General features: G+C 59.9%; 16 protein-coding genes and 1 pseudogene. 11 read left to right on the top strand and 6 right to left on the bottom strand.

Annotated features, from left to right (window positions below; translation table 11 throughout):
• Positions 1-17 precede the first annotated feature (17 nt).
• A pseudogene (locus DSM14862_RS04955) lies at positions 18-548 on the top strand (thiamine pyrophosphokinase); the annotation flags it as partial.
• A 37-nt stretch (positions 549-585) separates the two neighbouring features.
• On the opposite strand, the gene DSM14862_RS04960 reads toward DSM14862_RS04955, so the two are convergent.
• Both DSM14862_RS04960 and DSM14862_RS04965 read right to left on the bottom strand, forming a co-directional pair.
• Positions 586-1575: a DMT family transporter gene (locus tag DSM14862_RS04960; RefSeq protein ID WP_243254322.1), complete on the bottom strand. Its 990-nt coding sequence runs from the start codon at positions 1573-1575 to the stop codon at positions 586-588.
• Positions 1576-1781: 206 nt separating this feature from the next.
• Positions 1782-3176 carry a diguanylate cyclase gene (locus DSM14862_RS04965; protein ID WP_007119330.1) on the bottom strand — a complete coding sequence of 465 codons (1395 nt, stop codon included), beginning with the start codon at positions 3174-3176 and terminating at the stop codon, positions 1782-1784.
• A gap of 96 nt (positions 3177-3272) precedes the next feature.
• Between DSM14862_RS04965 and DSM14862_RS04970 the strand changes: the two genes are divergently transcribed.
• Both DSM14862_RS04970 and DSM14862_RS04975 read left to right on the top strand, forming a co-directional pair.
• Positions 3273-3557, top strand: coding sequence for a DUF3572 domain-containing protein (locus tag DSM14862_RS04970; protein WP_007119331.1), 285 nt, complete (start codon positions 3273-3275; stop codon positions 3555-3557).
• Positions 3548-4243 (top strand): HAD family hydrolase, encoded by a 696-nt coding sequence (locus DSM14862_RS04975; protein WP_040700975.1) that lies wholly within the window; start codon positions 3548-3550, stop codon positions 4241-4243. Before DSM14862_RS04970 ends, DSM14862_RS04975 begins: the two co-directional genes overlap by 10 nt.
• A 15-nt stretch (positions 4244-4258) precedes the next feature.
• Here the strand turns inward: DSM14862_RS04975 and DSM14862_RS04980 are convergent, their stop codons facing one another.
• The 3 genes from DSM14862_RS04980 to DSM14862_RS04990 all read right to left on the bottom strand — a co-directional run bounded on the left by DSM14862_RS04980 (position 4259) and on the right by DSM14862_RS04990 (position 5642).
• A complete protein-coding gene (locus tag DSM14862_RS04980) occupies positions 4259-4780 on the bottom strand; it encodes a DUF421 domain-containing protein (protein ID WP_007119333.1) in 522 nt (173 codons plus the stop codon).
• On the bottom strand, positions 4780-5427 hold the full coding sequence (locus DSM14862_RS04985; protein ID WP_040700977.1) for a DUF998 domain-containing protein: 648 nt from the start codon (positions 5425-5427) through the stop codon (positions 4780-4782). Before DSM14862_RS04985 ends, DSM14862_RS04980 begins: the two co-directional genes overlap by 1 nt.
• Positions 5428-5495: 68 nt before the next feature.
• Positions 5496-5642 carry a hypothetical protein gene (locus DSM14862_RS04990; protein ID WP_007119335.1) on the bottom strand — a complete coding sequence of 49 codons (147 nt, stop codon included), beginning with the start codon at positions 5640-5642 and terminating at the stop codon, positions 5496-5498.
• A gap of 197 nt (positions 5643-5839) precedes the next feature.
• On the opposite strand from DSM14862_RS04990, the gene DSM14862_RS04995 reads away from it, so the two are divergent.
• From DSM14862_RS04995 to DSM14862_RS05010, 4 genes are all read left to right on the top strand, one after another.
• The gene (locus tag DSM14862_RS04995; RefSeq protein WP_007119336.1) at positions 5840-6424 is read left to right on the top strand and encodes a heme NO-binding domain-containing protein; all 585 of its coding nucleotides are present in this window, start codon (positions 5840-5842) and stop codon (positions 6422-6424) included.
• Positions 6421-7455, top strand: a complete 1035-nt coding sequence (locus DSM14862_RS05000) for a GGDEF domain-containing protein (RefSeq protein ID WP_007119337.1) — start codon at positions 6421-6423, stop codon at positions 7453-7455. The genes DSM14862_RS04995 and DSM14862_RS05000 overlap by 4 nt, the downstream gene beginning before the upstream one ends.
• An 80-nt stretch (positions 7456-7535) precedes the next feature.
• On the top strand, positions 7536-8591 hold the full coding sequence (locus tag DSM14862_RS05005; protein WP_007119338.1) for a glycosyltransferase family 2 protein: 1056 nt from the start codon (positions 7536-7538) through the stop codon (positions 8589-8591).
• Positions 8588-9520, top strand: a complete 933-nt coding sequence (locus DSM14862_RS05010) for a glycosyltransferase family 2 protein (RefSeq protein ID WP_007119339.1) — start codon at positions 8588-8590, stop codon at positions 9518-9520. Before DSM14862_RS05005 ends, DSM14862_RS05010 begins: the two co-directional genes overlap by 4 nt.
• Positions 9521-9523: 3 nt before the next feature.
• Here DSM14862_RS05010 and DSM14862_RS05015 read toward each other — a convergent pair whose 3' ends face one another.
• Positions 9524-10270, bottom strand: coding sequence for a WecB/TagA/CpsF family glycosyltransferase (locus DSM14862_RS05015; RefSeq protein ID WP_007119340.1), 747 nt, complete (start codon positions 10268-10270; stop codon positions 9524-9526).
• Between the two features lie 221 nt (positions 10271-10491).
• Here DSM14862_RS05015 and DSM14862_RS05020 point away from each other — a divergent pair, with 221 nt between their 5' ends.
• The 4 genes from DSM14862_RS05020 (at position 10492) to DSM14862_RS05035 (ending at position 24141) form a co-directional block, all read left to right on the top strand.
• Complete coding sequence (locus DSM14862_RS05020) at positions 10492-11934, top strand: hypothetical protein (protein ID WP_007119341.1); 1443 nt, start codon at positions 10492-10494, stop codon at positions 11932-11934.
• A gap of 170 nt (positions 11935-12104) precedes the next feature.
• The gene (locus tag DSM14862_RS05025; protein ID WP_007119342.1) at positions 12105-18551 is read left to right on the top strand and encodes a type I polyketide synthase; all 6447 of its coding nucleotides are present in this window, start codon (positions 12105-12107) and stop codon (positions 18549-18551) included.
• Positions 18551-19561, top strand: a complete 1011-nt coding sequence (locus tag DSM14862_RS05030; RefSeq protein WP_007119343.1) for a glycosyltransferase family 2 protein — start codon at positions 18551-18553, stop codon at positions 19559-19561. Before DSM14862_RS05025 ends, DSM14862_RS05030 begins: the two co-directional genes overlap by 1 nt.
• On the top strand, positions 19558-24141 hold the full coding sequence (locus tag DSM14862_RS05035) for a MupA/Atu3671 family FMN-dependent luciferase-like monooxygenase (protein ID WP_007119344.1): 4584 nt from the start codon (positions 19558-19560) through the stop codon (positions 24139-24141). The genes DSM14862_RS05030 and DSM14862_RS05035 overlap by 4 nt, the downstream gene beginning before the upstream one ends.
• Position 24142: the final 1 nt, after the last annotated feature.

The raw sequence follows: 24142 nt of genomic DNA on the forward strand, positions 1-24142 counted from the left end.
GCCAAAAGGGGCGTTAATTGACCACTTCAGACTACATAGTTCGCGACAAGGGTCCAGTCACGCTGCTTGGCGGTGGGGAGGCCTTTGAGGGTGACCTTAAGGCGGCGCTGGCACTGGCGCCAACATGTGTCGCGGCTGACAGCGGTGCCGCGCTGGCCGTGGCAGCGGGTGTGCCGCTGGCGGCTGTCATTGGGGATTTTGATTCCACACCAGCAGAGGTGCTGGCGCAGATACCAGCAGGGCGACGCCACCGGATCGACGAGCAAGAGAGCACAGATTTCGAAAAGGCGCTGACCCGGATCGACACGCCTTTGATCTTAGGGGTCGGCTTTACCGGGGCGCGCTTGGATCACCAGCTTGCGGCGTTCAACACGCTCGCGGCTCATCCGCATCGGTCCTGCATCCTGCTGGGCGCGCAGGAGATTGTTCTGCTCGCGCCGCCTCGGATCACGCTGCCCACAGCGGCGGGGGATGTGGTCTCCCTCATGCCTCTCGGCCCGGTGCAGGGGCGCAGCGTCGGTTTGGAATGGCCGATTGACGGGTTAAACTTCGCCCCCGGCGGGCGGATTGGAACCTCGAACCGAGCTACGGGGCCTGTCGCGCTGGAGATGGCCGGACCGGAAATGCTGTTGATTTTGCCGCGCTCCCTTGTGGCGCCGCTGGTGGCGCAACTGCTGCGGCCAGAGCATACGCCGTGGCCCGCTCGCGCATAATAATGTAGAGCCCCGCGCTGACGGTGATCAAAATACCCAAGCCCGCCAATAGGTTTGGCAGGTCGGAGAAAATGATTAACCCAAGCAGTGTGGCGAAAGGGATCTCAAGATATTGCATCGGGGCGAGGGTCGTCGATGGGGCAAAGCGAAGCGACCATGTCATCAGCAAGTGGGCGATGGTGCCAAGAAGCCCGATACCGAGCAGGAGGAACCAGTCCAACACATTGGGCTGGATGATCTGAAGCGGGGCGATCGGCATTACAGAGCCGAAAGCAAGCAAAGGTAAGATCATCACCACCGCCATAACGCCGCTGACGGCTTGAAGGTTGATCGGATCAGTTTGTTTCGCGATTTGACGCGTGACCAACATGAAGAATGAAAAGACCACCGCCACCACGATCGGCAGCAGCGCGGGCCAACCGACATTTGCGAAACTGGGCTGAACAATGAAAAGCGTGCCGAGAAATCCAACAATGCTCGCCCCGAGCCGCCTTGGACCGACCTCTTCATTCAGGATGAATTTGCCAAGCAGCAGCATGAAAAACGGCATGACGAACGCGATCGCAACGGCATCGGCCAAGGGCAAGTACTTCAAAGCTGTGAACATCGCGGCGATTCCCGCCATATGCAGAATGGTCCGCAAAAGTGTCAGCCAGAACACCCGCCCACTCATGCGCCACGCCCGGCCCGATGCCCAAACGATTGGGATAAGGATCAACGCCTGAACGGCAAAGCGGATGAGCACGACCTGCCCAAGCGGGACCGATGCGCCAAGCAGCTTGGCCACTGCATCACCGACAGGGGCTATGATGCAAAAACCCATCATCAGGGTTATTCCGATAAGAGGCCGATCCTGCTGCATTGGGTAACGTTAAGGAAGATTATTGAACAGCGCAATCATTGGTTGAAAGTGGTGGGGGGAAATCGCGCTCTCGCTGACGGCTGACGGCTGACGGCTGACGGCTGACGGCTGACGGCTGACGGCTGACGGCTGACGGCTGACGGCTGACGGCATAGGGCTGACGGCTGAGGCGTGGACCTGCGAAACTGGCGTTATTCTGTGGAGGGCTAAGCGGCAGGGCGGCTTAAATTTACTTGGTTCCTGCCGTGCGATTTTGCCGAATAAAGCGCCCGATCTGCCTGCGCCATCAGGGCTTCTGCTGAAAGCGGACTGCCGTCTTGCACCATCGGCCCGATGGAGAGGCCGATGCTGATGGTGACATGCACAGGCGCAGGTGTGCCGGGGACGACGAACCCCCGATTGCCGATGTCAGAACAAATATCGGCGGCAGTGGATTCGGCGTTAGAGAGGTTGGTGCCGGGCATCACGATGAGAAACTCCTCACCACCAATCCTTGCGACCAGGTCCATACCGCGCAGATTATTGCGCAGCCGCTCTGCAGTTTGCACCAATACCGAATCCCCAGCTGCATGGCCGTAGCGATCGTTTATTCCTTTGAAGTGATCTAAATCGGCGACCATCACCGCAAAGGGGCGGGCCGTTTCAAGGGCGTGTTCTGCGATCTGGTCTAGATGGGGCAGGGCATAGCGGCGGTTGTGCAGCCCCGTCAGCGGATCGAATACCGCGGCTTTCAGCCCTGTACGCACTGTGTTGCGCAGTTGGTCGGTCTTGCGTTTGCGGCGTAGGATAGCATGTAGGCGCAGAACCATTTCGGCAGTGTTAAAGCCGTCGGTCATCAGATCGTCGGCGCCCAGATCAAGTGCTGTCGCCGCCTGTGCTGCGTCGGGGGTCAATTGCACGACCAACAGCCCAGCGTGGCGGGTCTGCGCATTGGCGCGCAGCACCGAAATCAGCCGCAGCGCCGCGTTGGCAGTATTAGGTATCTCCGACAGGACAAGCACATAGGCATCGGGCGGCCCGTTTTTAGAAGCAGATCGAATGGCCTCCTCCGGATTGGCAAGGGTAAGCCCCGCACGCAATAGGGGGCGCAGTTGCTTGGCCCAATTGACGCTCGTCGCGCTGTCTGAATGGATCAGAACGCAATGGCTTTGGGCTGTAAACTCGGTGGATGGTTCAGCCAAACCAAGCGCCCGGGTGGTATCATCCCGCATTTCCCATTCGCCCGCCGCGTTGCGGGCGCGGATAAGGCTGCGCGCGCGGCCAAGTAGCAATGTCGTATCAAGCGGCCTTAACAATACATCGCTGGCACCCGCCTCTAATGCGGCAAGTCGACCTGTTGTTTGATCCCCGTTTCCGATGGCCAGCACCGGAAGCTGCGCAGTATCGGCAGACGCTTTCAGCGCCTCGCACAGATCGGCAGCCCCGCCTCCGGGCAAGGTAAGCGCGCATATCACAAGATCAGGCGGGTTTTCCCGCGCAGTAGCCAAGGCCTCTTCCATATCTACGGCCTGAACGACCTGATAAAACGCCGCACAAAGCTTGACCTTGAGGGCGATACGATTGGTCGCAATCGCATCTGCAATAAGGATGGTCCCTTGCACGACAGCTCCTTCACCGTACAAATCAGTTTGATGCTCTAGTGTTTGCGCCCTAATGGTTAACAAAGGGTTTCCAACCTGCTGCAGAAGACGGTTCCTATGTCCTATACTCAAGATTCCGCCGAGACCTTGGCGCTACAAGCGCTTGCTTGGTTGGCGGCGAATGACGATCTGTTGCCCGTCTTTCTAGGCAGCACCGGCGCATCGGAAGCAGACCTGAAAAAACAGGCCAGCGACCCTGTATTTCTTGGCGCTGTGCTGGATTTTTTGATGATGGATGATGCGTGGGTCATCGGCTTTTGCGACTATTTAGCCATCCCCTATGAGCGGATCATGCAAGCCCGCGCTGCATTGCCCGGCGGGGAGCAGGTGCATTGGACTTAAAAAACATTAAGGGCTTGCTGTTCGACAAAGACGGCACTCTGTTCGATTTCGCCGCGACATGGGTGCCTTGGGCCGAAGCCTTTTTGCTGCGTGCCTGCGGCGGCGATCGCAGGTTTGCCGCGCGGGTCGGCGCAGATATTGGGTTTGATTTCGCCGCGCGCCGTTTTGCGCCGCATAGCATCGCGATCGCTGGCACACCTCAGCAAGTGGTCGAAGCCTTGGCGCCGCATTTTCCGGATCAAACGCCCGCCGCTTTGCTTGAGATGATCAACACCGAAGCAAGCCTAGCCCCGCAGTGCGAAGCCGTGCCTCTAAAACCATTTTTGCAGCAGCTTCGCGACAAAGGCTTCAAGCTTGGCGTCGCGACAAATGACGCCGAACATCCCGCGCGGGCGCATCTTTCTGCGGCAGGGGTGGTTGATATGTTCGACTTTATTGCTGGGTTCGATACCGGGCATGGGGGCAAGCCTTCGCCGGGGCAATTGCTCGCATTTGCGTCCCATGTGCACCTGCCCACGGCATCAATTGCTATGATCGGTGACAGCGTTCACGACCTAGAAGCCGGTCGCGCGGCTGGCATGCTACGTATTGCTGTGTTGACCGGGCCCGCAGAACAACAGGACCTTGCAGCCCATGCCGATATGGTGCTGCCAGATATCGGCCATCTGCTAAATTATCTGTCCTGAAATAGCTGGGCCTACTCAACCTGAGGCTGCAGATGCGCCCTCAAGTATTCGTTCATCCAAGTCTTCCCCATGTAAGACCGAAATATCTCCCGTTGTTTCAAGCACCACGGCGCGCACTTCGGAGAATTTCATCACGTTGGCCTCACGCAGCTTGGCGAGCAAATCAGTGCGGGCGACGCGGGTCTGGCGCAGCGCCTCATCAAAAATCTGCCCGTCACGCATCAGAATTACAGGCTCATTCTGCACCACGTCTTCAAACTGATCAGAGACTTGCCGCAATCGGGCGATAACAAATTGCGCACCAAGGAGCGCAAAGATTGCCAAGGTAGGCTGTGCAAATTCCGGCCATGTGGTCGCCTGACAGGCCCCGGCAAGAAGCGAGCCGGTGGCAACTGTGGCCACGAAATCAAAGGCAGTCATCTTTGAAAAAGTGCGCAGACCGATGACGCGGACCACAAAAACCACCCAAACCAGCGCGAGGCCGGAAAGCAAAAGCGCACGCGCAATAATATCAAGCGGAACACTGTCGAAAAACATCAGCCTTGGCCCTCTTTCAGCGCTCTGCCGCGCCGGATAAAGAAGCGCCCGATAAGCACCACCATAGCCATCGCAATCAGCCCCAGATAGCGCTCATAAATCCCGTCGATCCCGGTCGGGAGAAAGAAAAATGGCGGCGCAGATATCAGCCAAAGTATCGAAATGATCTTGAGCGCTTTTGCGAGAGAGGGAGAAGCCTCAGCGAAACCTTTGGAAAGCAGCCACGGTACGGTCAGCATGATCACGCCAAGCGCGTAGACCAGATAAACATGGATCACCACGCCGTCGGAGTCGCGATCCCCGTATTCGTTCCTTGCCCCCACCAGAAAAACGATAAGCCCCAATACAGCAAGCCCGATAGTGCCGGTGCTCCAACGCCCGCCGCCGAAGTGAACATGCGCGCATAAAAGGGCGCAAGCGACGAGCGACGCTGAAAACGCATAGATGCCAATATCAACGATAAACTCATACCGTCCCGCACCAAGGTCACTGATCGTATCTGCAATCCAGTCGTGATCTGGAACCACAAAATCTGCGATCAAGATTGAGACAGCGAATACCACACAGCCAATGATCGCGCTCCAGCCCAAACAAATCATGAATTCCGGTGCGCTGTGCTGTCGGGGAACTGTGACCTTATTACTCATTTCGTCAAACCCACCTTCGCCGCCAATTAAAGTATGCGGCCTGACACGGGCGGCCAGACCGGATGATATTAGTCCGAAAGACGCGAGCGTTCCTCGGCATTGGGGCTCCCTGCGGGGGCCTCATCCAATGTGGCTTCGGGGCGGTGCAGGTTCTCTTGGGGCTTTTTGGGTGGGGTCTTGTTGTTGTCCTTAGGGTGTTTTGGATCATCGCTCATGGGAATACTCCTCGCTAGCTACGCGTCGAGGAAAGGCACCGTGCCATCCTCTGCACTCAAACGCACAGCTAGGGGTGCCAGTTCCGCGTGAATGGATGTGACCACCAAGGTCAATTTCCGAACAACTGGAATCATCAGGCCAATCTTAACCACTACTCGTGCATTCTAGCAGCGGGAAAAATGGGAATGAGGCAGTCATGCACGGGCTTATAAACCGCAGCATTCAAAACTACTTTTGCGCCAACTATGGTAGGGAGCTTTGGGCCGATGTGGCCTCTCGCGCCGGGTTGGATTTTACAGAGTTCGAGGTGATGCTCACCTATCCGGACCATATCACTCCGGCGGTTCTGGATGCGGTTTGCGCCGTGCTTGACCGGTCACGCGCGGAGGTGATGGAAGATGTCGGCACTTTCCTCGTGGCGCAGCCGGGCTATGGGGCGGTGCGGCGTTTGCTGCGATTTGGCGGGGTAAGTTTTGGTGATTTTTTACAGTCGCTGGACGATTTGCCAGACCGGACGCGCCTCGCCCTGTCCGAGCTGAGACTGCCATGGATTGAACTGCGCGAAGATCCTGACGGTCAGTATTCGTTGATCTGCGCGGCACCGCTTGTTGGCTATGGATATCTCATGATGGGGGTCTTGCGGGCCATGGCCGACGACTATGGTGCGCTAGTTTTGTTAGAGCACTGTGGGCGGGCCGCCGGGGTCGAAACGCTAAAGATCATTCTGGTTGAGGTCGATTTCTCAGAAGGCCGCAGTTTCGAGCTTGGGGCGCGGGCATGAGTGAGGTGATCCAAGATACAGCAGTTTTGGACAAGCTCTGCCCCATGCATCTGCTCTTGTCCGCCACGGGGGTCATTGGCCACGCAGGGCCGACAATCCAAAAACTGCGGCCTCAGTCCCCGCTTGTTGGGCGGCGGTTTTTCGATACCGTCGCCGTCAAACGACCTCGCGGGATCCATGGAATGGAAGACCTGAGGCGTGCGACGGGCGTGAAATTGCATCTCGCCCTTCGCGATGCCCCCCGGACAGAATTGAAGGGATTGCTGGTGCCGCTGGGCGATGGCCGCACGGTCGTAAACCTTTCTTTCGGGATCTCTATTTTCGATGGGGTACAAGACTATGCGCTGACCAATGCCGATTTTGCCGCGACCGACATGGCGATTGAAATGCTTTATCTTATGGAGGCAAAATCAGCCGCTATGGAGGCCTCTCGCCGCTTGAACCTGCGCCTGCAAGAAGCGCGTATCGCGGCGGAGGAGCAGGCCTTTACCGACATCTTGACCGGTCTCAAAAACCGTCGTGCGCTGAATGCAGTATTGGAAAGATTAATCACGGCCGGAGAGAGCTTTGCCGTGATGCACATCGACCTTGATTACTTCAAGGCGGTGAATGACAGCCTTGGCCACGCGGCGGGCGATCATGTGTTGCAAACGGTCGCCCGCATTATGGTGCAGGAAACCCGAAGCTCTGACATGGTGGTCCGCTTGGGAGGGGATGAGTTCACGGTGGTCCTGCCTGATGTGCGCAACGAGAGCATGTTAAAGCGGATCGGGCAGCGCATCATTGACCAATTGGAAGAGCCAATTCAATTTAACGGAAAGGCCTGCAAGGTCTCTGCCAGCATTGGCACGGTGTGGATCCAGCGCGGCGATAGACAATCACGCGAGGTGGTTTTGGCAAATGCGGATGCTGCGCTTTACGCGTCGAAACATGCAGGCCGCGCGCGGCATACGTTTTATAGCCCGGCCTTGCGTCGGCCCGCGAACCTCGATCCTCCAACGTCCGGAGAGCAGGGCGCCTGCGGCAGCTAATTGCCTGAGGGCGCACCGCGCCGGGTTGATTTGACATCGGAGCAGTAGACCGCACAGTTTGCCTGTCGTATCACCCCTGCATGAAATCGCCCCTGCAGATATTCCGCCGCCTGCGCCAACGTCTGCACGACGCCCGCCGGCGCGCGCGCTTTACCGCATCTGTGCAGCATCTCCACGGGCCCAGCAAACTTGACGTGGCGCCGGGTGACGTGGTGCTGATCGCCCTAGTGCGCGACAGCAGCTATTATCTTGATGCCTTCTTTCGACATTACCGTGCAATGGGCGTGCGGCATTTCGTGTTCATCGACAATGGCTCACGCGATGACACCATCAGCCGCATCAAAGCGCAAAAAGGCACGGTGATCGACCGGTGCACCCTGCCGCTAGCGGAATACGAAGACCTAATCCGTCAGCATCCCGCACAGACTTACGGGAAAAACCGCTGGTGTCTCTATGTCGATGTGGACGAAATCTTTGATTTTGAGGGGCGCACCCAGATCGGTATCAGAGGGCTTACCGCCTATCTTGAGCAGCATAGCTATACCGCTTTGGCCGCTCAGATGCTTGAGATGTTTCCGAAAACAAGCCTCGCCGCGGCGGCGGGATTTCCTTATAAACAGGCGCTACAGTCCTTTCTTTACTACGATATCAGCGCCATTCGAAAACTTGACTATCACAGCGCGGAGAACTCTTTTTCCGACCTGCTGACCGATAACGAACTGTCTAACGAAGGCGTCAAATTGGCCTTCGGCGGCGTGCGTGGTAAATTTTTTGGCGAAGACTGCTGTCTGACGAAACACCCACTGATTTTTAATGGGCCCGAGGTCACGCCGACCCCGCATCCGCATCTTTCGACTGGGGTGCGCGTGGCCGACATGACAGCCGTGATCAAACACTATAAATTCGCCAATGATGCCGCCGCGTGGGACGCTGAGACGCTGGGCGCAGGCAATCTCGCGCATGGAGGAGACGCACGGCGTATGGCAGTCATTGGGCAGAACCCGGATATCTCTCTGTTTTCGCTGGATGCGCGACGCTGGAACCGGGTCGAACTTTTGTACCGCGCTGGGTTTCTGGTCCCCTCCGATGCCTATAGCGCCCATGTCGCCGATTGGCGCGATGAAAGTGCCGCATGAAGATCGGCGCCGTGGTCATCGGTCGAAACGAAAGCACGCGGTTGGAGCGGTCGTTGCCGGCCTTGATAGGGCAGGTGGCGCAGGTGATCTATGTCGACAGCGGCTCAACCGACGGGTCCGTCGCTATGGCGCAGGGATTGGGGGTTAGGGTTGTCGAGTTGGACATGCAGCAGCCCTTCACCGCCGCACGCGCGCGCAATGCGGGGGTAGAGGCGCTGGACCCGGGGATCGCGCTGGTACAATTTCTGGATGGCGATTGCATTCTGCAAGACGGCTGGGTGGCCGTAGCAGAGGCGCATCTGAACGAACATCCAGAGGTCGCAGTGGTCTGCGGCAGACGGCGAGAAGAGCGCCCTCAAGCGTCTATCTATAACTCGCTGATCGACCGCGAATGGGATACCCCAGTGGGCGAGAGCCGTGCCTGTGGCGGTGACGCTCTGATGCGGCTGGATGCCTTGCGCGCCGTGGGCGGCTACAGGGCCGATATGATCGCCGGTGAAGAGCCGGAGCTTTGCCAACGCCTGCGCCGCGCGGGCTGGCAGATATGGCGTCTGGATGCCGAGATGACATCGCATGATGCGCAGATGGCGCGTTTTGGTCAGTGGTGGCGACGCAGCCTGCGCGCCGGCCATGCCTTTGCCGAAGGGGCCGCGTTGCATGGCAGCGGCCCAGACCGCCATTGGGTGGCTGAGACCCGCCGCGCGCTTCTTTGGGGGGCGCTCTTGCCTGCTATGATTTTGCTGCTGGCGTTGTTGATGCCTTGGGCCGCGTTGGTTCTGGCGCTGCTCTATCCGATGCAATTGTTGCGGTTGATGCGCCGTGGCGGGGGGCTTTGGGGGTTTTTCACCCTACTTGGCAAATTCCCCGAGGCGTTGGGCGTGTTGAAATACTACATGCGGCGCGACGGGCGGATCATCGAATACCGTTGATCTCTAGCGTGTGCGCCAGGCCTCAAGCGCAAGCCCCGGCAGGATTGCAAAGCATCGCGCATAGCGCGGCACCATGCGCGCGGGGCTTTGCATCGCGCGCCAAAGCCATTCCAAGGCCAGCACCCGCATCCATCTAGGTGCGCGGCGCTGCCGCCCCGCCAGGAAGTCCAAACCCGCCCCAATTGAGGCAAAGCCTATCTCCGACGCGATACTGCGCCCGCGTGCGGCAAGAATCTCTTGCTTAGGCGCGCCAAGGGCTAGAAAACACAGCCGCGCACCGCTTTGCGCGATGTCGCGCAGCGCGGCGTCAGCGGCGTCACTTTGGGGGTCAAACCCCATCGGCGGGGCAGCAATATGACAGATTTCCAGCCCCGGCACGCGGGTCTGAAGGGCTTGGGCCGCCCCCCTGAGAGAGGGTTCATCGCTGCCGAAAAAGGCGAGGGGAAGCGATAGCTCCGCGGCTAATTCGCAAATAGGTAAGATCAGATCGGAGCCGGGCATAAGCTCAACCGGCCGTTTCGCCAGATGAGAAAGCCAGACGACGGGACGGCCATCGGCCACGATCAAATCCTGCGCACCGTAGGCCGCGGCAAAGTCCGGGTCGCGCGGCAGTTTGGTCAAATGGTCAAGGTTAAGCGTTGCAAGTGCGAACCCTTCGCGTTTCAGAAACCGCTCACGCAGAGCTTGAAACAATGCGGCCTGTGTCGCCACATTAACCACCACCGCAGCGTCGCCTGTGCCATACTTCATGGGGTTTGTCTCAAATGCGGGCCATATCGGGCAGGGTAAACGGAATGAGGCGTGCCGTCTATGTGATTGATATCATGTGCCATCTCACGATTACGCCCGCGTCTGAGTGAATTCGCCGCAAAACTAGCGGGATGACAGGGTGCAGACCAGATGGTATTTTTAGCGCGCCCCTTGGGCGTAAATTTCATTCCGCACGTCTCGCCCCGCAACGCAAGGACACCATGCCAAATCCCATCGCTTATCTGATGCTGCTGATCTGGCCCTTCGTCTGTCTGGGTCTGTTTCGCAACCTGCCGCTGCAGCGGGCGCTTATCTGGTCGATCCTTGGCGGCTATTTATTTCTGCCACCGGTGGCAGAGTTCAACCTACCGCTGGTGCCGGGGCTCGATAAAGTGTCGATCCCAAACCTTAGCGTACTGGTAATTATCTGGTTGGGCACGCAGGAGAAACTGCAACTCTGGCCAGCTTCCCTCGTGGCGCGGCTGTTGGTGATCGGACTTGTCTTTTCGGTCGTGCCGACGGTGCTGACGAATGGCGATCCGATCCTGTTCCAGACGATCCGCGGGCTTGAACCGATGACCTTCCCCGTTAACGCCCTGCCGGGCCTGTCGATCCGTGACATCGGCTCGGTCTTGATTGGGCAGATACTGATGTTGGTGCCGTTTTTGCTGGCGCGTCAACTTCTTGCAGATGAACAGGGGCTGCGTGAGCTGCTGTTGGCCTTTGCGGTTGGCGGGGTCATCTATTCGGTGCCGTCCCTGTTTGAAATCCGTTTCTCACCGCAATTGAACACGTGGATTTATGGGTTTTTCCAACACTCATTTGAGCAAATGATGCGCAATGGTGGTTTCCGTCCCATCGTCTTTTTGCCCCACGCCCTGTGGCTGGCGTTGTTCATGTGTATTGCGTTGCTGTCGGCGGTCGCGCTGGCGCGGCAAGCCCCGGTACTTGACCGCTGGAAGATGCTGTTGTTGGCGGCCTATCTGGCGGTGGTTCTGCTGCTGTGTAAAAGCCTTGCCTCTATGGCTTATGCGTTGCTGTTGGTGCCGGTGGTGCTGCTGATCCCGGCACGTTGGCAAATTCGATTGGCCGTTGTCTTTGCGGCTGTCGCGGTGATCTATCCTATGTTGCGCAACGCGGGTTTGGTGCCGCTGGACGCTATTTTGGCCCAAGCCGAGGCGATCAGCGCCGACCGGGCGCAATCGCTTAGCTATCGTTTCATGAACGAAGAGCAGTTGCTGTCGCGGGCTGCCGAAAAGCCGTGGTTTGGGTGGGGTGAGTGGGGTCGGAACCTCTTCGTAGATCCGACCACCGGCGACATACTTTCCATCCCCGATGGCCGCTGGATCATCGTATTTGGATCCTTTGGATGGGTCGGTTACCTGTGCGAAATGGGGCTGTTGGCTTTGCCGATCTTCATGATGGGTTTGCATCTCTACCGGAATGGAGATGCGGAGCTTTCCCCTTGGATTGCGCCGCTGCTTTTAATTCTTGGCATTACCATGATGGACATGTTGCTCAACGCGACCCTGACACCACTAACATGGCTCACGGCGGGGGCGATCCTTGGCCATGCAGAGACGCTTCTTGCCGCGCGAGCGGGCCAAAGCGCATCGCGTGAAAGCACAAACCCTATGATCCCTGCTAAGCGGACGGTGTTCTAGACCGCGCGTTATTCTCTGCGGTGTTGGGCGAACTTTACGGAAACTTCCGCAACGGCACGGTCTCGGCTCATTTTTGACAAATTTGGCTGTTGTATGATGCAGCCGAAGCCTAAATTGAACCTCAGAAGGCCCATCACTGTGATCAAGCGGGCGATGGGACAAGTGTAGCAATGAACAGCACGGACCACTCTCTCTCGCGCGATGACATCGCAATCGTCGGCATGTCTGTGAATGTGCCGGGGGCCGAAGGTATTGATGCCTATTGGGCGAACCTACGTGACGGGGTGAGCGCGCTCAAGCGGTTGGACGAGGCCCAGTTGCGCGCCGCCGGTGAGAGCGCTGAGCGGATGGCCCGGCCAAACTATGTGCCCGTGACCGCCGAAATGCCTGGCTATGACATGTTCGATGCGGAGTTCTTCGGCTTCTCCCCTAAGGACGCGGCGATCCTTGATCCACAGCACCGCAAGTTTCTTGAGGTTGCGTGGGAGGCGATGGAGCAGGCAGGGCACATGCCTGAAAGCCTCTCCGGCCCGGTCGGCGTCTATGCGGGCTGTGGTATGGGCAGCTACTTCTATTTCAACATTTGCTCGAACCCTGAGCTGGTCGATGACGTGGGCATGTTTTTGCTGCGGCATACGGGCAATGACAAAGATTTTCTATCGACCCGCGTCAGCCACGTATTTGACCTCAAGGGGCCGTCGATCAACTTGCAAACTGCGTGTTCAACCTCGCTGGTGGCGATCCATTATGCCGCGCAGGCGCTACGGTCGGGTGAGATTGATATGGCGCTGGCGGGCGGGGTGACGATCGAATTGCCGCAGGGCAGGGGGTATGAGTTCAAGGAAAACGAAATCCTCTCGCCCGATGGCGAATGCCACGCCTTCGACCACCGCGCGCAGGGCACCGTCTTTGGCTCTGGCGCGGGCGCTGTGGCACTTCGGCGGTTGGAGGATGCCATCGCCGATGGTGATCACATCTGGGCGGTGATTAAAGGCTCGGCGGTCAACAACGATGGGGCGGCCAAGGCGGGCTATCTGGCCCCTTCGGTTGACGGTCAGACCGCCGCCATCGCGCGCGCGCTCGATGCCGCAGGCGTGGCGGCGCAGAGCATTGGCATGGTCGAATGCCACGGCACCGGCACCTATCTGGGCGACCCGATCGAAGTTGCAGCACTGACGCAGGCCTATCGGGCAGAGACGCAGGCGCAGGACTTTTGCCGCATCGGCTCGGTCAAGACGAACATCGGCCATCTTGATACCGCCGCCGGGGTGGCGGGGCTGGCCAAGGCCGCGCTGTCGCTGCATCATCACCAAATCCCGCCGTCACTGGGATATGAGGCACCAAATCCGGCGATCCCATTTGAGGGCTCGCCCTTCCGCGTGAATGACCAGCTTTTTGACTGGCCCGCCAGCGCCACGCCACGCCGTGCGGCGGTGAACGCGCTTGGCGTCGGCGGCACCAACGCGCATATGATCCTTGAAGAAGCACCCGCGCGCGCAGCATCCGAGGAAAGCGATTTTCCCTTCCATGTGATCTGCCTCTCGGGCCGCTCCAAAGCCGCGCTTGAGGCCAATAGCGCTGCCCTTGCCGCCCATCTGCGCGCCCATCCCGAGCAGCCCTTGGCTGATGTGTCCTTCACCCTCAAACAGGGCCGCCGCGCGTTTGACAAGCGCCGTGTTTTGGTGGCCGAGACCCACGAAGAGGCTGCGGCCTTGTTGGAAAGTGGCGACAGCCGCCGCGTCTTTACCCATGACCACCTTGGCCCCGACCCTGAGGTCGTCTTCATGTTCCCCGGCGGCGGGGCGCAATACGCAGGTATGGCGCGCGATCTTTATGAGACCGAACCGGTATTCGCCGAGTGGATGGACCGTGGCCTTAAGCACTTAGAGCCCCAACTTGACTATGATATCCGTGCAATTTGGCTGCCACCCGAAGACCGTGCCCAAGCGGAGATCACGCTGAAAAAGCCGTCGGTCCAATTGCCGCTGATCATGATTGTCGAATACGCGCTGGCGCAGCTTTGGCTGTCTTGGGGCGTAAAACCTGCCGCCTTGGTGGGCCACTCCATGGGCGAGAACGTCGCCGCCACTTTGGCCGGGGTGATGCGTTTCGAGGACTGCATCGACCTTGTGCTGCTGCGCGGGCGGTTGTTTGATGAGGTGCCAGCAGGCGGGATGATCAGCATCTCGGCATCGCTTGAGCAGATCGAGCCGCTTTTGGGCGATGCGCTTGATATTGCTAGCGTCAACGGCCCAAAACTGATTGCGGTTTCCGGCCCGGATGACGCGCTTGCCGCTTTGCAAACGCGTCTCGACACTGCGGGCCTTGAACACCAGCGCATCGCCATCGACATTGCTGCCCACTCGCGGATGCTGGACCCAACCCTTGATCGCTACCGCGCCTTCCTTACCAAACTCGACTTGCGTGCGCCCCAGATGCCTTTTCTGTCGAACCGTACGGGAGAGTTGATCACCGCTGAGATGGCGACCGATCCGGACTATTGGGTCCAGCAGCTTCGCAACACGGTTAATTTTGCTGACTGTATTACACATCTGGCGGCTGCCGCGCCGAAAGTGTTCCTTGAGGTCGGGCCGGGCAAGGCTCTGTCGGCTTTGGCGCAGATGAACGCAGACGTGAGACCGGGGCAGGTGATGTCCTCGCTGCGCCACACCGAACAAGACATCGCCGATGATGCCTATTTCTTGAGCGTGGTGGGACGGCTTTGGGCCTGCGGGGTCGAGGCAGATTGGCCGCAAATTTGGGGGGAGGCGCGGCGCAACCGGGTGGTGCTGCCGACCTATCAATTCCAACGCGCGCGGTACTTTGTAGAGCCGGGAACAGCCGCCCAAACGACCCCCGCGCCCCATATCCAGCGCGAGGACGACATCGCCAAATGGGGCGCAGTACCGCATTGGCAGCCGCGTTATGCTGAGCGTGATATGGACCTTTTCGGCCCGCTGAACTGGCTCGTCTTCGCGGATACGGCAGGGTTGGGGGCAGAGGCTGTCGCGCAGCTTCGAGCAGAAGGGCACCGTGTTGTGCTCGTCGCCGCAGGGGATGCCTTTACACGGATCGATGCTGATAATTTCACGCTGGCTGCCGAGCAAGGACGCCCGGGCTACGACCAACTGTTCGCGGCCCTGCAGGCGGACGAACAGATGCCCGACAGGATCGCACATTTCTGGCTCACTGATGATACTGCTCAGCCGCGCCCCGGATCCAGCAGGTTTGACCGCAATATCGAACAAGGGTTTTGGAGCCTCACTTGGCTTGCGCAATCCTTGGCCGAAATTGAGCGCGACGCGCCGTTGCACCTGAATGTCTTTATCACCGGCGCGATGCAGGTTGCGGAAGAGGCGCTGGTTTACCCCGAAAAGGCACTGATCTCAGGTCCCGTGGGCGTCATGGCGCGGGAATTGCCGGGGCTGACGGCAACGCAGATTGATCTTGCTGTTGCAGCGGATCCGCCCCCGTCTGGCTGGTTCACAAAGCCTATGGCTCCGACGCCGGTGATGGATTCCGATGACCTGTTGGAAGAGCTTTTGGCGAGCCCGGCCAATCTGCAAGTCGCCCACCGTACCGGCCGCCGGTATGAGCTGGGCTATCGCGCCGCCGCTTTGCCACCGCAGGATTTGCCGGGCTGGAAGCCCCAGGGGAGCTACCTCATCACAGGCGGTTTCGGCGGCATTGGTTTGACCCTCGCGGCGGATATTCTACAAACCAAAGGCACCCGTGTCTTCCTGCTCAGCCGAAGCACCCTGCCGCTGCGCCATGAATGGGACGACTATCTGGCCAGCCACGGCCCCGCCGATGCCACGGCCCGGCGTCTGCGTGCGGTGATGCGTCTTGAGGCGCAAGCCGCGCAGTCTGGCGGCGCGGTTGAGGTCGCCCGCGCAGATGTTGCAAACCTCGCGCAGATGCGCCGGGTGATTGATGACCTAACCACCCGCCAAGGCGGTGTGACCGGCGTGATCCATGCCGCAGGGGTGCTCGATGACGCGCCGCTGCTGGCAAAATCCGATGCGGGGATCGAGGCGGTGCTGGCGCCCAAGGTGCAGGGCCTGCGCGTTCTGGATCAGCTGCTGCCTGACGGCGCGGTCGAGCTGTTGGTGCTGTTCTCTTCCACCTCCACAGCCACCCGCGCGGCAGGGCAATTGGATTATGTGGCGGCGAACGCGTGGCTGAATGCCTTTGCCCAATCCCGACGGGGCGCGAAGACCCGCGTGGTCGCGGTCAACTGGGGCGTTTGGGCCGATGTTGGTATGGCCGCTGAAACGGTGGGCGGCGGAGCGGCGGTCGCGCTGCCTGCGCGCCGGATCAACTCCGCATTGCTGGACACCGCCGGGTCAGGCGACAGCGGCGAGCCAGAGTTCACAACCGAAATCGCGGCATCACATTGGCTGCTTGACCAGCACCGCACCCATGATGGGCGCGCGGTTATGCCGGGGACAGGCTATATCGAACTTTTCGCCGAAGCGGCGCAGGCACAGGGGTTGCAGGGATTTTCGCTGCAAGACCTGTATTTCCTGCGCCCGATGCCACTGGCAGACGATGCGACGCGCAAGATCAAGATTACCTTAAACCCCGAGGGTACAGGCTTTGCCGCCGAGTTGCGCAGCGCCTGCGTGGTGAACGGAAAGCCCGCGTGGCAATTGCACGCCCAAGTGCGTTTAATCCCGACTGAGCGTGAGGCCGAAACCCTTGACTTAGATGCCATCGCGGCCCGCTGCCCCACCGTCGCACGGGCAGAACCCGGCGACCGACTGACTGCTATTCAGGAGCCGCATCTGAACTTCGGTCCGCGTTGGCATGTGTTGCAACGTACCGCATTGGGGCAGGGCGAAGGGCTGGCCGAACTGCATTTGCCCGATGCGGCGCTAAGTGATCTGGCCGACGGGTATTTGCTGCATCCCGGCCTGATGGACATTGCCACTGGCTGGGCAATGGCGCTGATCCCCGGCTATACCGCCCGCCACCTTTGGGTGCCCCTGTCCTACGGCGACATCACGCTCCACGCACCGCTGCCCGCCGACATCCGCTCTCATGTGCGGCTGGCCGAAGGGGCCGCGGCAGATGGCTTTGCCCGGTTCCATGTGACGATCACTGACGCTCAGGGGGCGATCCTTGTGGACGTGCGCGATTTCGCAATGAAACGGCTCGAAGGTGCCCTTGCCGAAGTCCCTCCACCTGACGCGCGTGAGGTGATCTTTGAAGGGGGCGATAGCGCACCGTCGCTCAGCCCGGCGGAAGAACGGTTGGCCCGTATAGTACGCCAAGGTATCCGCGCAGAAGAAGGGCCGGAGGCCCTGCGCCGCGCGCTGGCGCTGGACGTGCCGCAGGTGATGATTTCCTCGCTCCCGTTGCAGACATTAATCGCCCAAGCTGACGCTCCAGTGACCGAGGCCGCCCCGCAGGGGCAGAGCTTTGAGCGGCCCGATCTTGATGGCACATTCGTGGCACCCCGTAACATGATCGAAGAAAAGTTGGCTGACATCTGGTCCAACCTTTTGGGCATCAGCCCGGTGGGGATGGAGGATAGTTTCTTTGACCTTGGGGGGCATTCGCTGATCGCTGTGCGGCTCTTTGCCGCCGTGAAACGCGCATTCAAGGTCGAGTTCCCGATCTCTGTTTTGTTTGAGGCGCCCACGATTGCAAAATGCGCAGCACTCATCGCGGCAGAGCGTGGCGATCTCTTACAGACGGACGCTGAAGACGTCGCACCCTCTGCCCCGCAACAGCGCTTTAACTACCTTGTGCCGTTGAACCAATCACGCGCCGAGACGACGCCGCTGTTTATCATTGCAGGCATGTTCGGCAACGTGTTGAACCTGCGCCATCTTGCCTTACCCTTCAGCAACGAACGCCCGGTCTTTGGAGTGCAGGCCCGTGGATTGATCGGCGAGGACCCTCCGCATGAGGACGTGCAAACCGCTGCTGCGGACTACATCGCTGAAATTCGTGTTCTTCAGCCCGAAGGGCCCTACCTGTTAGCGGGCTATTCCGGGGGCGGCATCACGGCCTATGAAATGGCCCAACAGTTGAAATCCGCAGGGCAGGAGGTGGCCGTTTTGGCACTGATCGACACGCCGTTGCCGGTGCGCCCGGCGCTGACGAAAATTGACAAAGCGCATATCAAATTGGCAGAGCTTCGCGATAATGGGCCTGCATATCTGCTGGAATGGGCGCGCAACCGCTGGGCGTGGGAACGCGAGCGCCGCCGCCCGGCCTCGGATGCGGGTGCCGATGTCGATGGGGGTGGGGATGGGGGTACTTCCTTCAATAGCCTGCGCATTCAGGCGGCGTTCCTGCGCGCCGTAGGGCACTATCAAACGCCAAATTGGGATGGACCGCTGACGCTGTTCCGCCCACCGCTGGACCACCATTGGGCGGTGTCAAACGGCAATCACGTAAGCGCCGAAAAGGAATATGTTTTTGAAGACAATCAATGGCGTCAATACGCCCCCCGTCTGCAAGTGATCGAAGTGCCAGGTGACCATGTCAGCATGGTGTTGACGCCCAATGTGACGGTATTAGCGCAGGAGCTGTCCGAAGTGATCGCGGCGGCCTTGCCCGCTGAAGTCGACAGCAATCAGCGCCAAGCAACGGCGGCAGAATAATGCAGCAGCCTTCCCGACTGTTGGTTGTCATCCTCAACTACCGCACCGCAGATATGACCCTGCGCGCGGCCGAGACTGCTTTGGCGGATATGCCGAAAGAAAACGCCGAATTGGTGATCGTCGACAATGCCAGCGGCGACGGCTCGGATGCGCTGCTGGCGCAGGCGATTGCAGCGCGCGGATGGGATGCGGGCAACCGGGTGCGGTTGATCTCGGCCCCAAGTAACGGCGGTTTCGGTGCGGGCAACAACATAGCCATGCGCGCTGGCATGTCGGATGGGTCAACGCCTGATTTCGTGCATGTGGTGAACTCTGACGCATTCCTTGATCCGGGCTGTATCGCGGGTTTGATGGATCACCTGCAAAAACATCCTCGCGCGGGATTGGCCGGAAGCCATGTGCGCGGTGAGGATGATCTGCCTCATTCCACCGCTTTCCGTTTTCCTTCTGTTGCTGGAGAATTCGAGGGGGCCGTTCGGTTTGGCCCCATAACGCGGTTGCTGTCATCCTCCGTGGTGGCCCCCCCGTTGCCGAAAGTGGCCGCGCCTGTCGACTGGGTTGCTGGGGCCAGCGTCATGATGCGTTGGGAGATGTTGGCAGAGATCGGTCTCTTTGATGAAGAGTATTTCCTATACTATGAGGAAACCGACCTTTGCCTGCGCGCCGTGCGGGCAGGTTGGGAGTGTTGGTTTGTGCCCCAGGCGCGCTGCATTCACATCGGCTCAGTCTCAACGGGTCTGAAAGAAGCACAGCGCACACCGCGCTATTGGTTTGATAGCCGGCGTCGCTATTTTACCAAGAACCACGGCAAAACCTATGCGACGCTTGCCCTGTTGGCGCGGCTCGCTGGGGGCGGGCTGCACCATCTGCGATGTCTGGTGACAGGGCGCAGTCCCGAAGATGAGGGGCGCTTTTACCGTGACCTTGCTGAGCACGCGCTCACTGCCAGACGTTCGGCTCTCACAGCCAAAGACCTCAACAGTCGCCCCGTTGCGGAGGACCGATCATGACCGCCAGCTTCAGCGCCAATCCGTTTTCAGCCCTGCTGATGGGCGACGAATCCCTGACCATCGCCTGCGGTGACATGCTGCTGGCGGGCGGGCATCAGATTGCCGCCGTCATCAGCCGGGACGACACGGTGCGCGACTGGGCCCAAAGGCTGGGGCTGGTGCTGTTTCGTGATGCAGAAGACTTATTGCAAACGCGCGTGGCTGCTGATTGGTTTTTGAGCATCGCCAACCTTCGGCTGATCCCGGAGGCGGTTCTGGCGCTACCATCACAGGGCGCAATCAACTTTCATGACGGGCCGCTGCCGCGCTATGCGGGGCTGAATACCCCTGCATGGGCGATTATCAATGAGGAAGTGCGCCACGGGGTGAGTTGGCACCTGATTGAGACGGGCGTTGATACAGGCAACCTGCTGGTGCAGCGCATGGTTGATATTGCAAAGGACGAGACGGCATTTAGTCTCAACTCCAAATGCTACGCCGCCGGGATGGAAAGTTTTGGCGAGGTGCTTGCCCAGTTGGAAAGCGGCACTTTGAAAAGCAGCATCCAAGACCAGAGCAGGCGTAGCTATTATGCAAAGGACAAGCGGCCTGAGAATGGTGGGGTCATCGACTTTACCAAGCGCGCCGAGGAAATTAGCGCATTGGTTCGCGGGCTGGACTTTGGGGAGTATTGGAACCCGCTGACCACGGCGAAGATCATCAGCGCTGCGGGGCAGCTATTTGTCGTTTCCCGTGCGGAGGTCTTGGAGACAACAGGCGGCACCCCCGGCGAAGTGGCAGAGGTCAGCTCCGCACGCATGGTCGTGGCCACGGGGGACATGCATCTGGCCCTCCACAGCGTGCGCAATCTTGCGGGGCAAAATGTTGATCTTTCCGACATTTTTGCCCCAGGTGATCGCTTGGTCCATGCGGCAAACACGCCCCCCGCGCCGGGCGAAGAGCCGCACTGGCAACGCGCGTTGACGGGGTTTCAAGCGCTGCCGGTCCCGCTGGCCACCGCACCGGAAACAGTCGCCACATTGGCCCGGCATGAGATCGCCCTGTCACAAGGCCTCGGCCTACCGCTGCAAACCGCCGCAGCGGCATTGGTGGCTCTCCGCAGCGCTGGACTGAGCGAAGGCGGCATTGCGCTGCGTCACGGTACAAAAACCGCAGCACTGCTGGCCGATTGGCTGCCCATGAGCATTGCGGCAGAGGCGGGCACTTCGATTGCCGATCTATGCGCGCAGTTGGAACCTCAGCTTGCCCGTGCGCGGAATGCCACAGGATTTGCCGTCGACTTGCCGTTGCGCGATCCGGCCATCGGCGTCTTGAACACCCCTGATTTCGCCCTGTCCTTTGACGGTGAGCCCCTTTCCGGTGCGGCGCTTACACTGTGCCTCAGCCCTGAGGGCGCCACGCTGCTTGCTGACAGGACACGGCTTACCGATGACGCGATCAATCTGCTGGCGGCGCGTTTGGAGGCCGCCTTTGCCGAGGTCGCAGATGCCTCTGATTGTGCCACCGTTTGGGCGCTGCCAAAGGTTGAAGCAGACCTGCTGGACCGCGTGAACGCAACCGCGCGCAGCTATGATCCCCTTACGATTCCCGCCGCTTTCGAGGCTCAGGTAAGCCGGACCCCGGAGGCGCCTGCGCTGGTGTTTGAAGGTGAAACGCTGAGCTATGCCACACTCAATGCACGCGCGAACCAATTGGCGCATGTGCTACGTGAGATGGGTGCCGGACCGGGGACGCCCGTGGCGCTTTGCACAGCGCGCGGGGTGGACCTTTTGGTTGGCGCGCTTGGGATTTTGAAAGCCGGTGCGGGTTATGTTCCGCTTGACCCGGCCTATCCGGCGGATCGTTTGGCGCATTATCTTTCGGACAGTGGCGCGTCGGTCGTGGTGACGCAATCGGACCTCGCGGCCGGTCTTCCGCAGCACAGCGCGCAGGTGATCGAGATTGACCGCGACCCGCGCCTTGCCAGTGCATCCGACACAAACCCTACCGCTGTGGTAGGGCCGGACGATCTTGCTTATTTGATCTACACCTCCGGCTCTACCGGGACGCCCAAAGGTGTGATGGTCAGCCACGGCAATGTGGCGAACTTCTTTGCCGGAATGGACGACCGAATTGACCATGAAGCCGGTGCAGTCTGGCTGGCCGTGACGAGCCTGAGCTTTGACATTTCGGTGTTAGAGCTTTTTTGGACCCTTTCGCGTGGTTTCAAACTGGTGCTCGCGGGCGATGACAGCCGGGCGCTGATGTCGAATGGGCCGATTGCGACGAGCGACCGCAAAATTGACTTCAACCTGTTCTATTGGGGTAACGACGATGGCGTCGGCCCCAAGAAATACGAACTGCTGCTTGAAGGGGCGAAATTCGCCGATGCAAATGGGTTCAACGCCGTTTGGACGCCGGAGCGGCACTTCCATGCCTTTGGCGGCCCCTATCCCAACCCATCCGTCACCGGTGCGGCTGTGGCTGCGGTGACGCATAACCTTGATGTGCGGGCAGGGTCTTGCGTGGCCCCGCTGCACCATCCCGCGCGGATCGCGGAAGAATGGGCGGTGATCGACAATCTGACCAATGGGCGGATCGGCTTGGCCATCGCAAGCGGCTGGCAGCCTGATGATTTCGTCCTGCGCCCCGAAAATACGCCGCCGCAGAACAAGCCCGCGATGTATGACGCGATCGACCAGCTGCGCAAGCTCTGGGCCGGGGAGGCGGTGGAGTTCCCTCGTGCCGATGGCACGCCCCATGCGGTGGTCACACAGCCGCGCCCCGTGTCCAAGGTCCTGCCCATTTGGGTCACCACAGCCGGCAATCCGCAGACGTGGAAAGAAGCGGGGGAGATTGGGGCTAATGTACTGACGCACCTACTGGGCCAATCGGTTGAAGAGGTCGCGGACAAGATCAAAATCTACCACGACGCCTTGCAAGGTGCGGGCCATGATCCGGCGGATCACAAGGTCACGGTAATGCTGCACAGCTATCTGGCCGCGACCCGTGCAGAGGCCGAAGAGGTCGCCCGCGAACCGATGAAAGACTACCTGCGTTCGGCGGCGGGGCTGATCAAGCAATACGCTTGGGCCTTTCCGGCCTTCAAGAAGCCGGCAGGCACGACCAACCCATTTGAGATCGACCTTGAGGGGCTCTCGGCTGAGGAAATGGACGCGATCCTTGAGTTCGCTTTCCAGCGCTATTTTAACGACAGCGGCATGTTCGGCACCGTGGATGATGGCCTTGTCCGGGCCGAGCAGCTCAAACGGATCGGCGTGGATGAGATCGCTTGCCTGATCGACTACGGCATTGCCACCGACAAGGTGATGGCGGGGTTAAAGCCTTTGGCCGACGTGCTGCGCCGCGCCAATGCGGGCGGGGCACCGGCAGAGAACGACCACTCCATCGCCGCGCAGATTATCCGCCATGGCGTGACCCATCTGCAATGCACACCATCGATGGCGCAGATGATGGTGACGAATGACGAGGCCCGAGGTGCGCTGGCGCGGGTTAAATCACTGATGATCGGGGGCGAAGCGCTGCCCGGTCGCCTGTCACGCGAACTGCGCGAGGCGACGCAGGCGCAAATCCAAAACATGTACGGCCCGACCGAAACGACAATCTGGTCGACGACCCATGTGCTGCAAAACGCAGAGGCCACCACCGCCCCCATTGGCACGCCGATTGCCAATACGCAGGTCCATGTCCTTGATGCTGCCCACCAGCGATTGCCAATCGGCGCAGCGGGAGAGCTTTGGATCGGCGGGGACGGTGTGACCCGAGGCTATTGGAAGCGCGCGGAATTGACGGCGGAGCGGTTCATCGATGATCCTTTCATCGGTACGGGCCGCCTTTATGGCACAGGTGATCTGGTGCAGATGGACGCGGACGGGCTGCTGCATTTTGAGGGCCGCGCCGATGCACAGGTCAAAATCAGAGGCCACCGGATTGAGTTGGGTGAGGTTGAGGCGCGGTTAAGCGACCTGCCGGGCGTTCGACAGGCCGTGGCCGTGTTGCGCGACGATGCTGGACACAGCGGGGCGCGTTTGGTTGGCTATGTCGTGGCAGACACCCCTGTCGATAGTGACGGCGCAAGGCGGCAACTGGCTGCACATTTGCCCGATATCATGGTGCCGCATGTGATCGTGTCATTGCCCGCCATGCCGTTGACACCCAACAAGAAAATAGATCGAAAAGCCTTGCCTGCGCCTACCAATCGTCGCGCGGAACGTGCAGCAAATGCACAGGAGGCTCCCCCTTCTGATGGCAGCCAAGCTGCGATTGCACAGGTTTGGGGCGCGCTTCTAGGCATCGGGGACATTCGCGGGACGGATAACTTCTTTGCGCTGGGCGGTCATTCGCTGCTGGCGGTGCAGGCGCATCGCGACATTAAAGAGGCGCTGAACCTCAATACTTTGGCGATCACTGATATCTTCCGTTTCCCGACCCTTGCGGGATTGGCGGCGCATATCGACGGGGCAGGTGGCAAGACCTCCGCGCCAGTCGTAGCCCCCCCGATCGTCGATACACCTGCACGGTCTGAAACCATGTCGAAACGTCGGATGATGCGCGCGGGCCGTGGACGCGGGCAAAGCTAGA

The sequence above is a fragment of the Sulfitobacter indolifex genome (assembly GCF_022788655.1).
GTDB classification, from domain to species: Bacteria; Pseudomonadota; Alphaproteobacteria; order Rhodobacterales; family Rhodobacteraceae; genus Sulfitobacter; species Sulfitobacter indolifex.

Bases quoted from the DNA above. Each gene is read 5' to 3' on its own strand.
- DSM14862_RS04990 (WP_007119335.1), bottom strand. From the start codon at position 5,642: ATGAGCGATGATCCAAAACACCCTAAGGACAACAACAAGACCCCACCC.
- DSM14862_RS04985 (WP_040700977.1), bottom strand. From the start codon at position 5,427: ATGAGTAATAAGGTCACAGTTCCCCGACAGCACAGCGCACCGGAATTC.
- DSM14862_RS05035 (WP_007119344.1), top strand. From the start codon at position 19,558: ATGACCGCCAGCTTCAGCGCCAATCCGTTTTCAGCCCTGCTGATGGGC.
- DSM14862_RS05000 (WP_007119337.1), top strand. From the start codon at position 6,421: ATGAGTGAGGTGATCCAAGATACAGCAGTTTTGGACAAGCTCTGCCCC.
- DSM14862_RS04980 (WP_007119333.1), bottom strand. From the start codon at position 4,780: ATGTTTTTCGACAGTGTTCCGCTTGATATTATTGCGCGTGCGCTTTTG.
- DSM14862_RS04995 (WP_007119336.1), top strand. From the start codon at position 5,840: ATGCACGGGCTTATAAACCGCAGCATTCAAAACTACTTTTGCGCCAAC.
- DSM14862_RS05005 (WP_007119338.1), top strand. From the start codon at position 7,536: ATGAAATCGCCCCTGCAGATATTCCGCCGCCTGCGCCAACGTCTGCAC.
- DSM14862_RS05025 (WP_007119342.1), top strand. From the start codon at position 12,105: ATGAACAGCACGGACCACTCTCTCTCGCGCGATGACATCGCAATCGTC.
- DSM14862_RS05010 (WP_007119339.1), top strand. From the start codon at position 8,588: ATGAAGATCGGCGCCGTGGTCATCGGTCGAAACGAAAGCACGCGGTTG.
- DSM14862_RS05020 (WP_007119341.1), top strand. From the start codon at position 10,492: ATGCCAAATCCCATCGCTTATCTGATGCTGCTGATCTGGCCCTTCGTC.
- DSM14862_RS04960 (WP_243254322.1), bottom strand. From the start codon at position 1,575: ATGCAGCAGGATCGGCCTCTTATCGGAATAACCCTGATGATGGGTTTT.
- DSM14862_RS04970 (WP_007119331.1), top strand. From the start codon at position 3,273: ATGTCCTATACTCAAGATTCCGCCGAGACCTTGGCGCTACAAGCGCTT.
- DSM14862_RS05015 (WP_007119340.1), bottom strand. From the start codon at position 10,270: ATGAAGTATGGCACAGGCGACGCTGCGGTGGTGGTTAATGTGGCGACA.
- DSM14862_RS05030 (WP_007119343.1), top strand. From the start codon at position 18,551: ATGCAGCAGCCTTCCCGACTGTTGGTTGTCATCCTCAACTACCGCACC.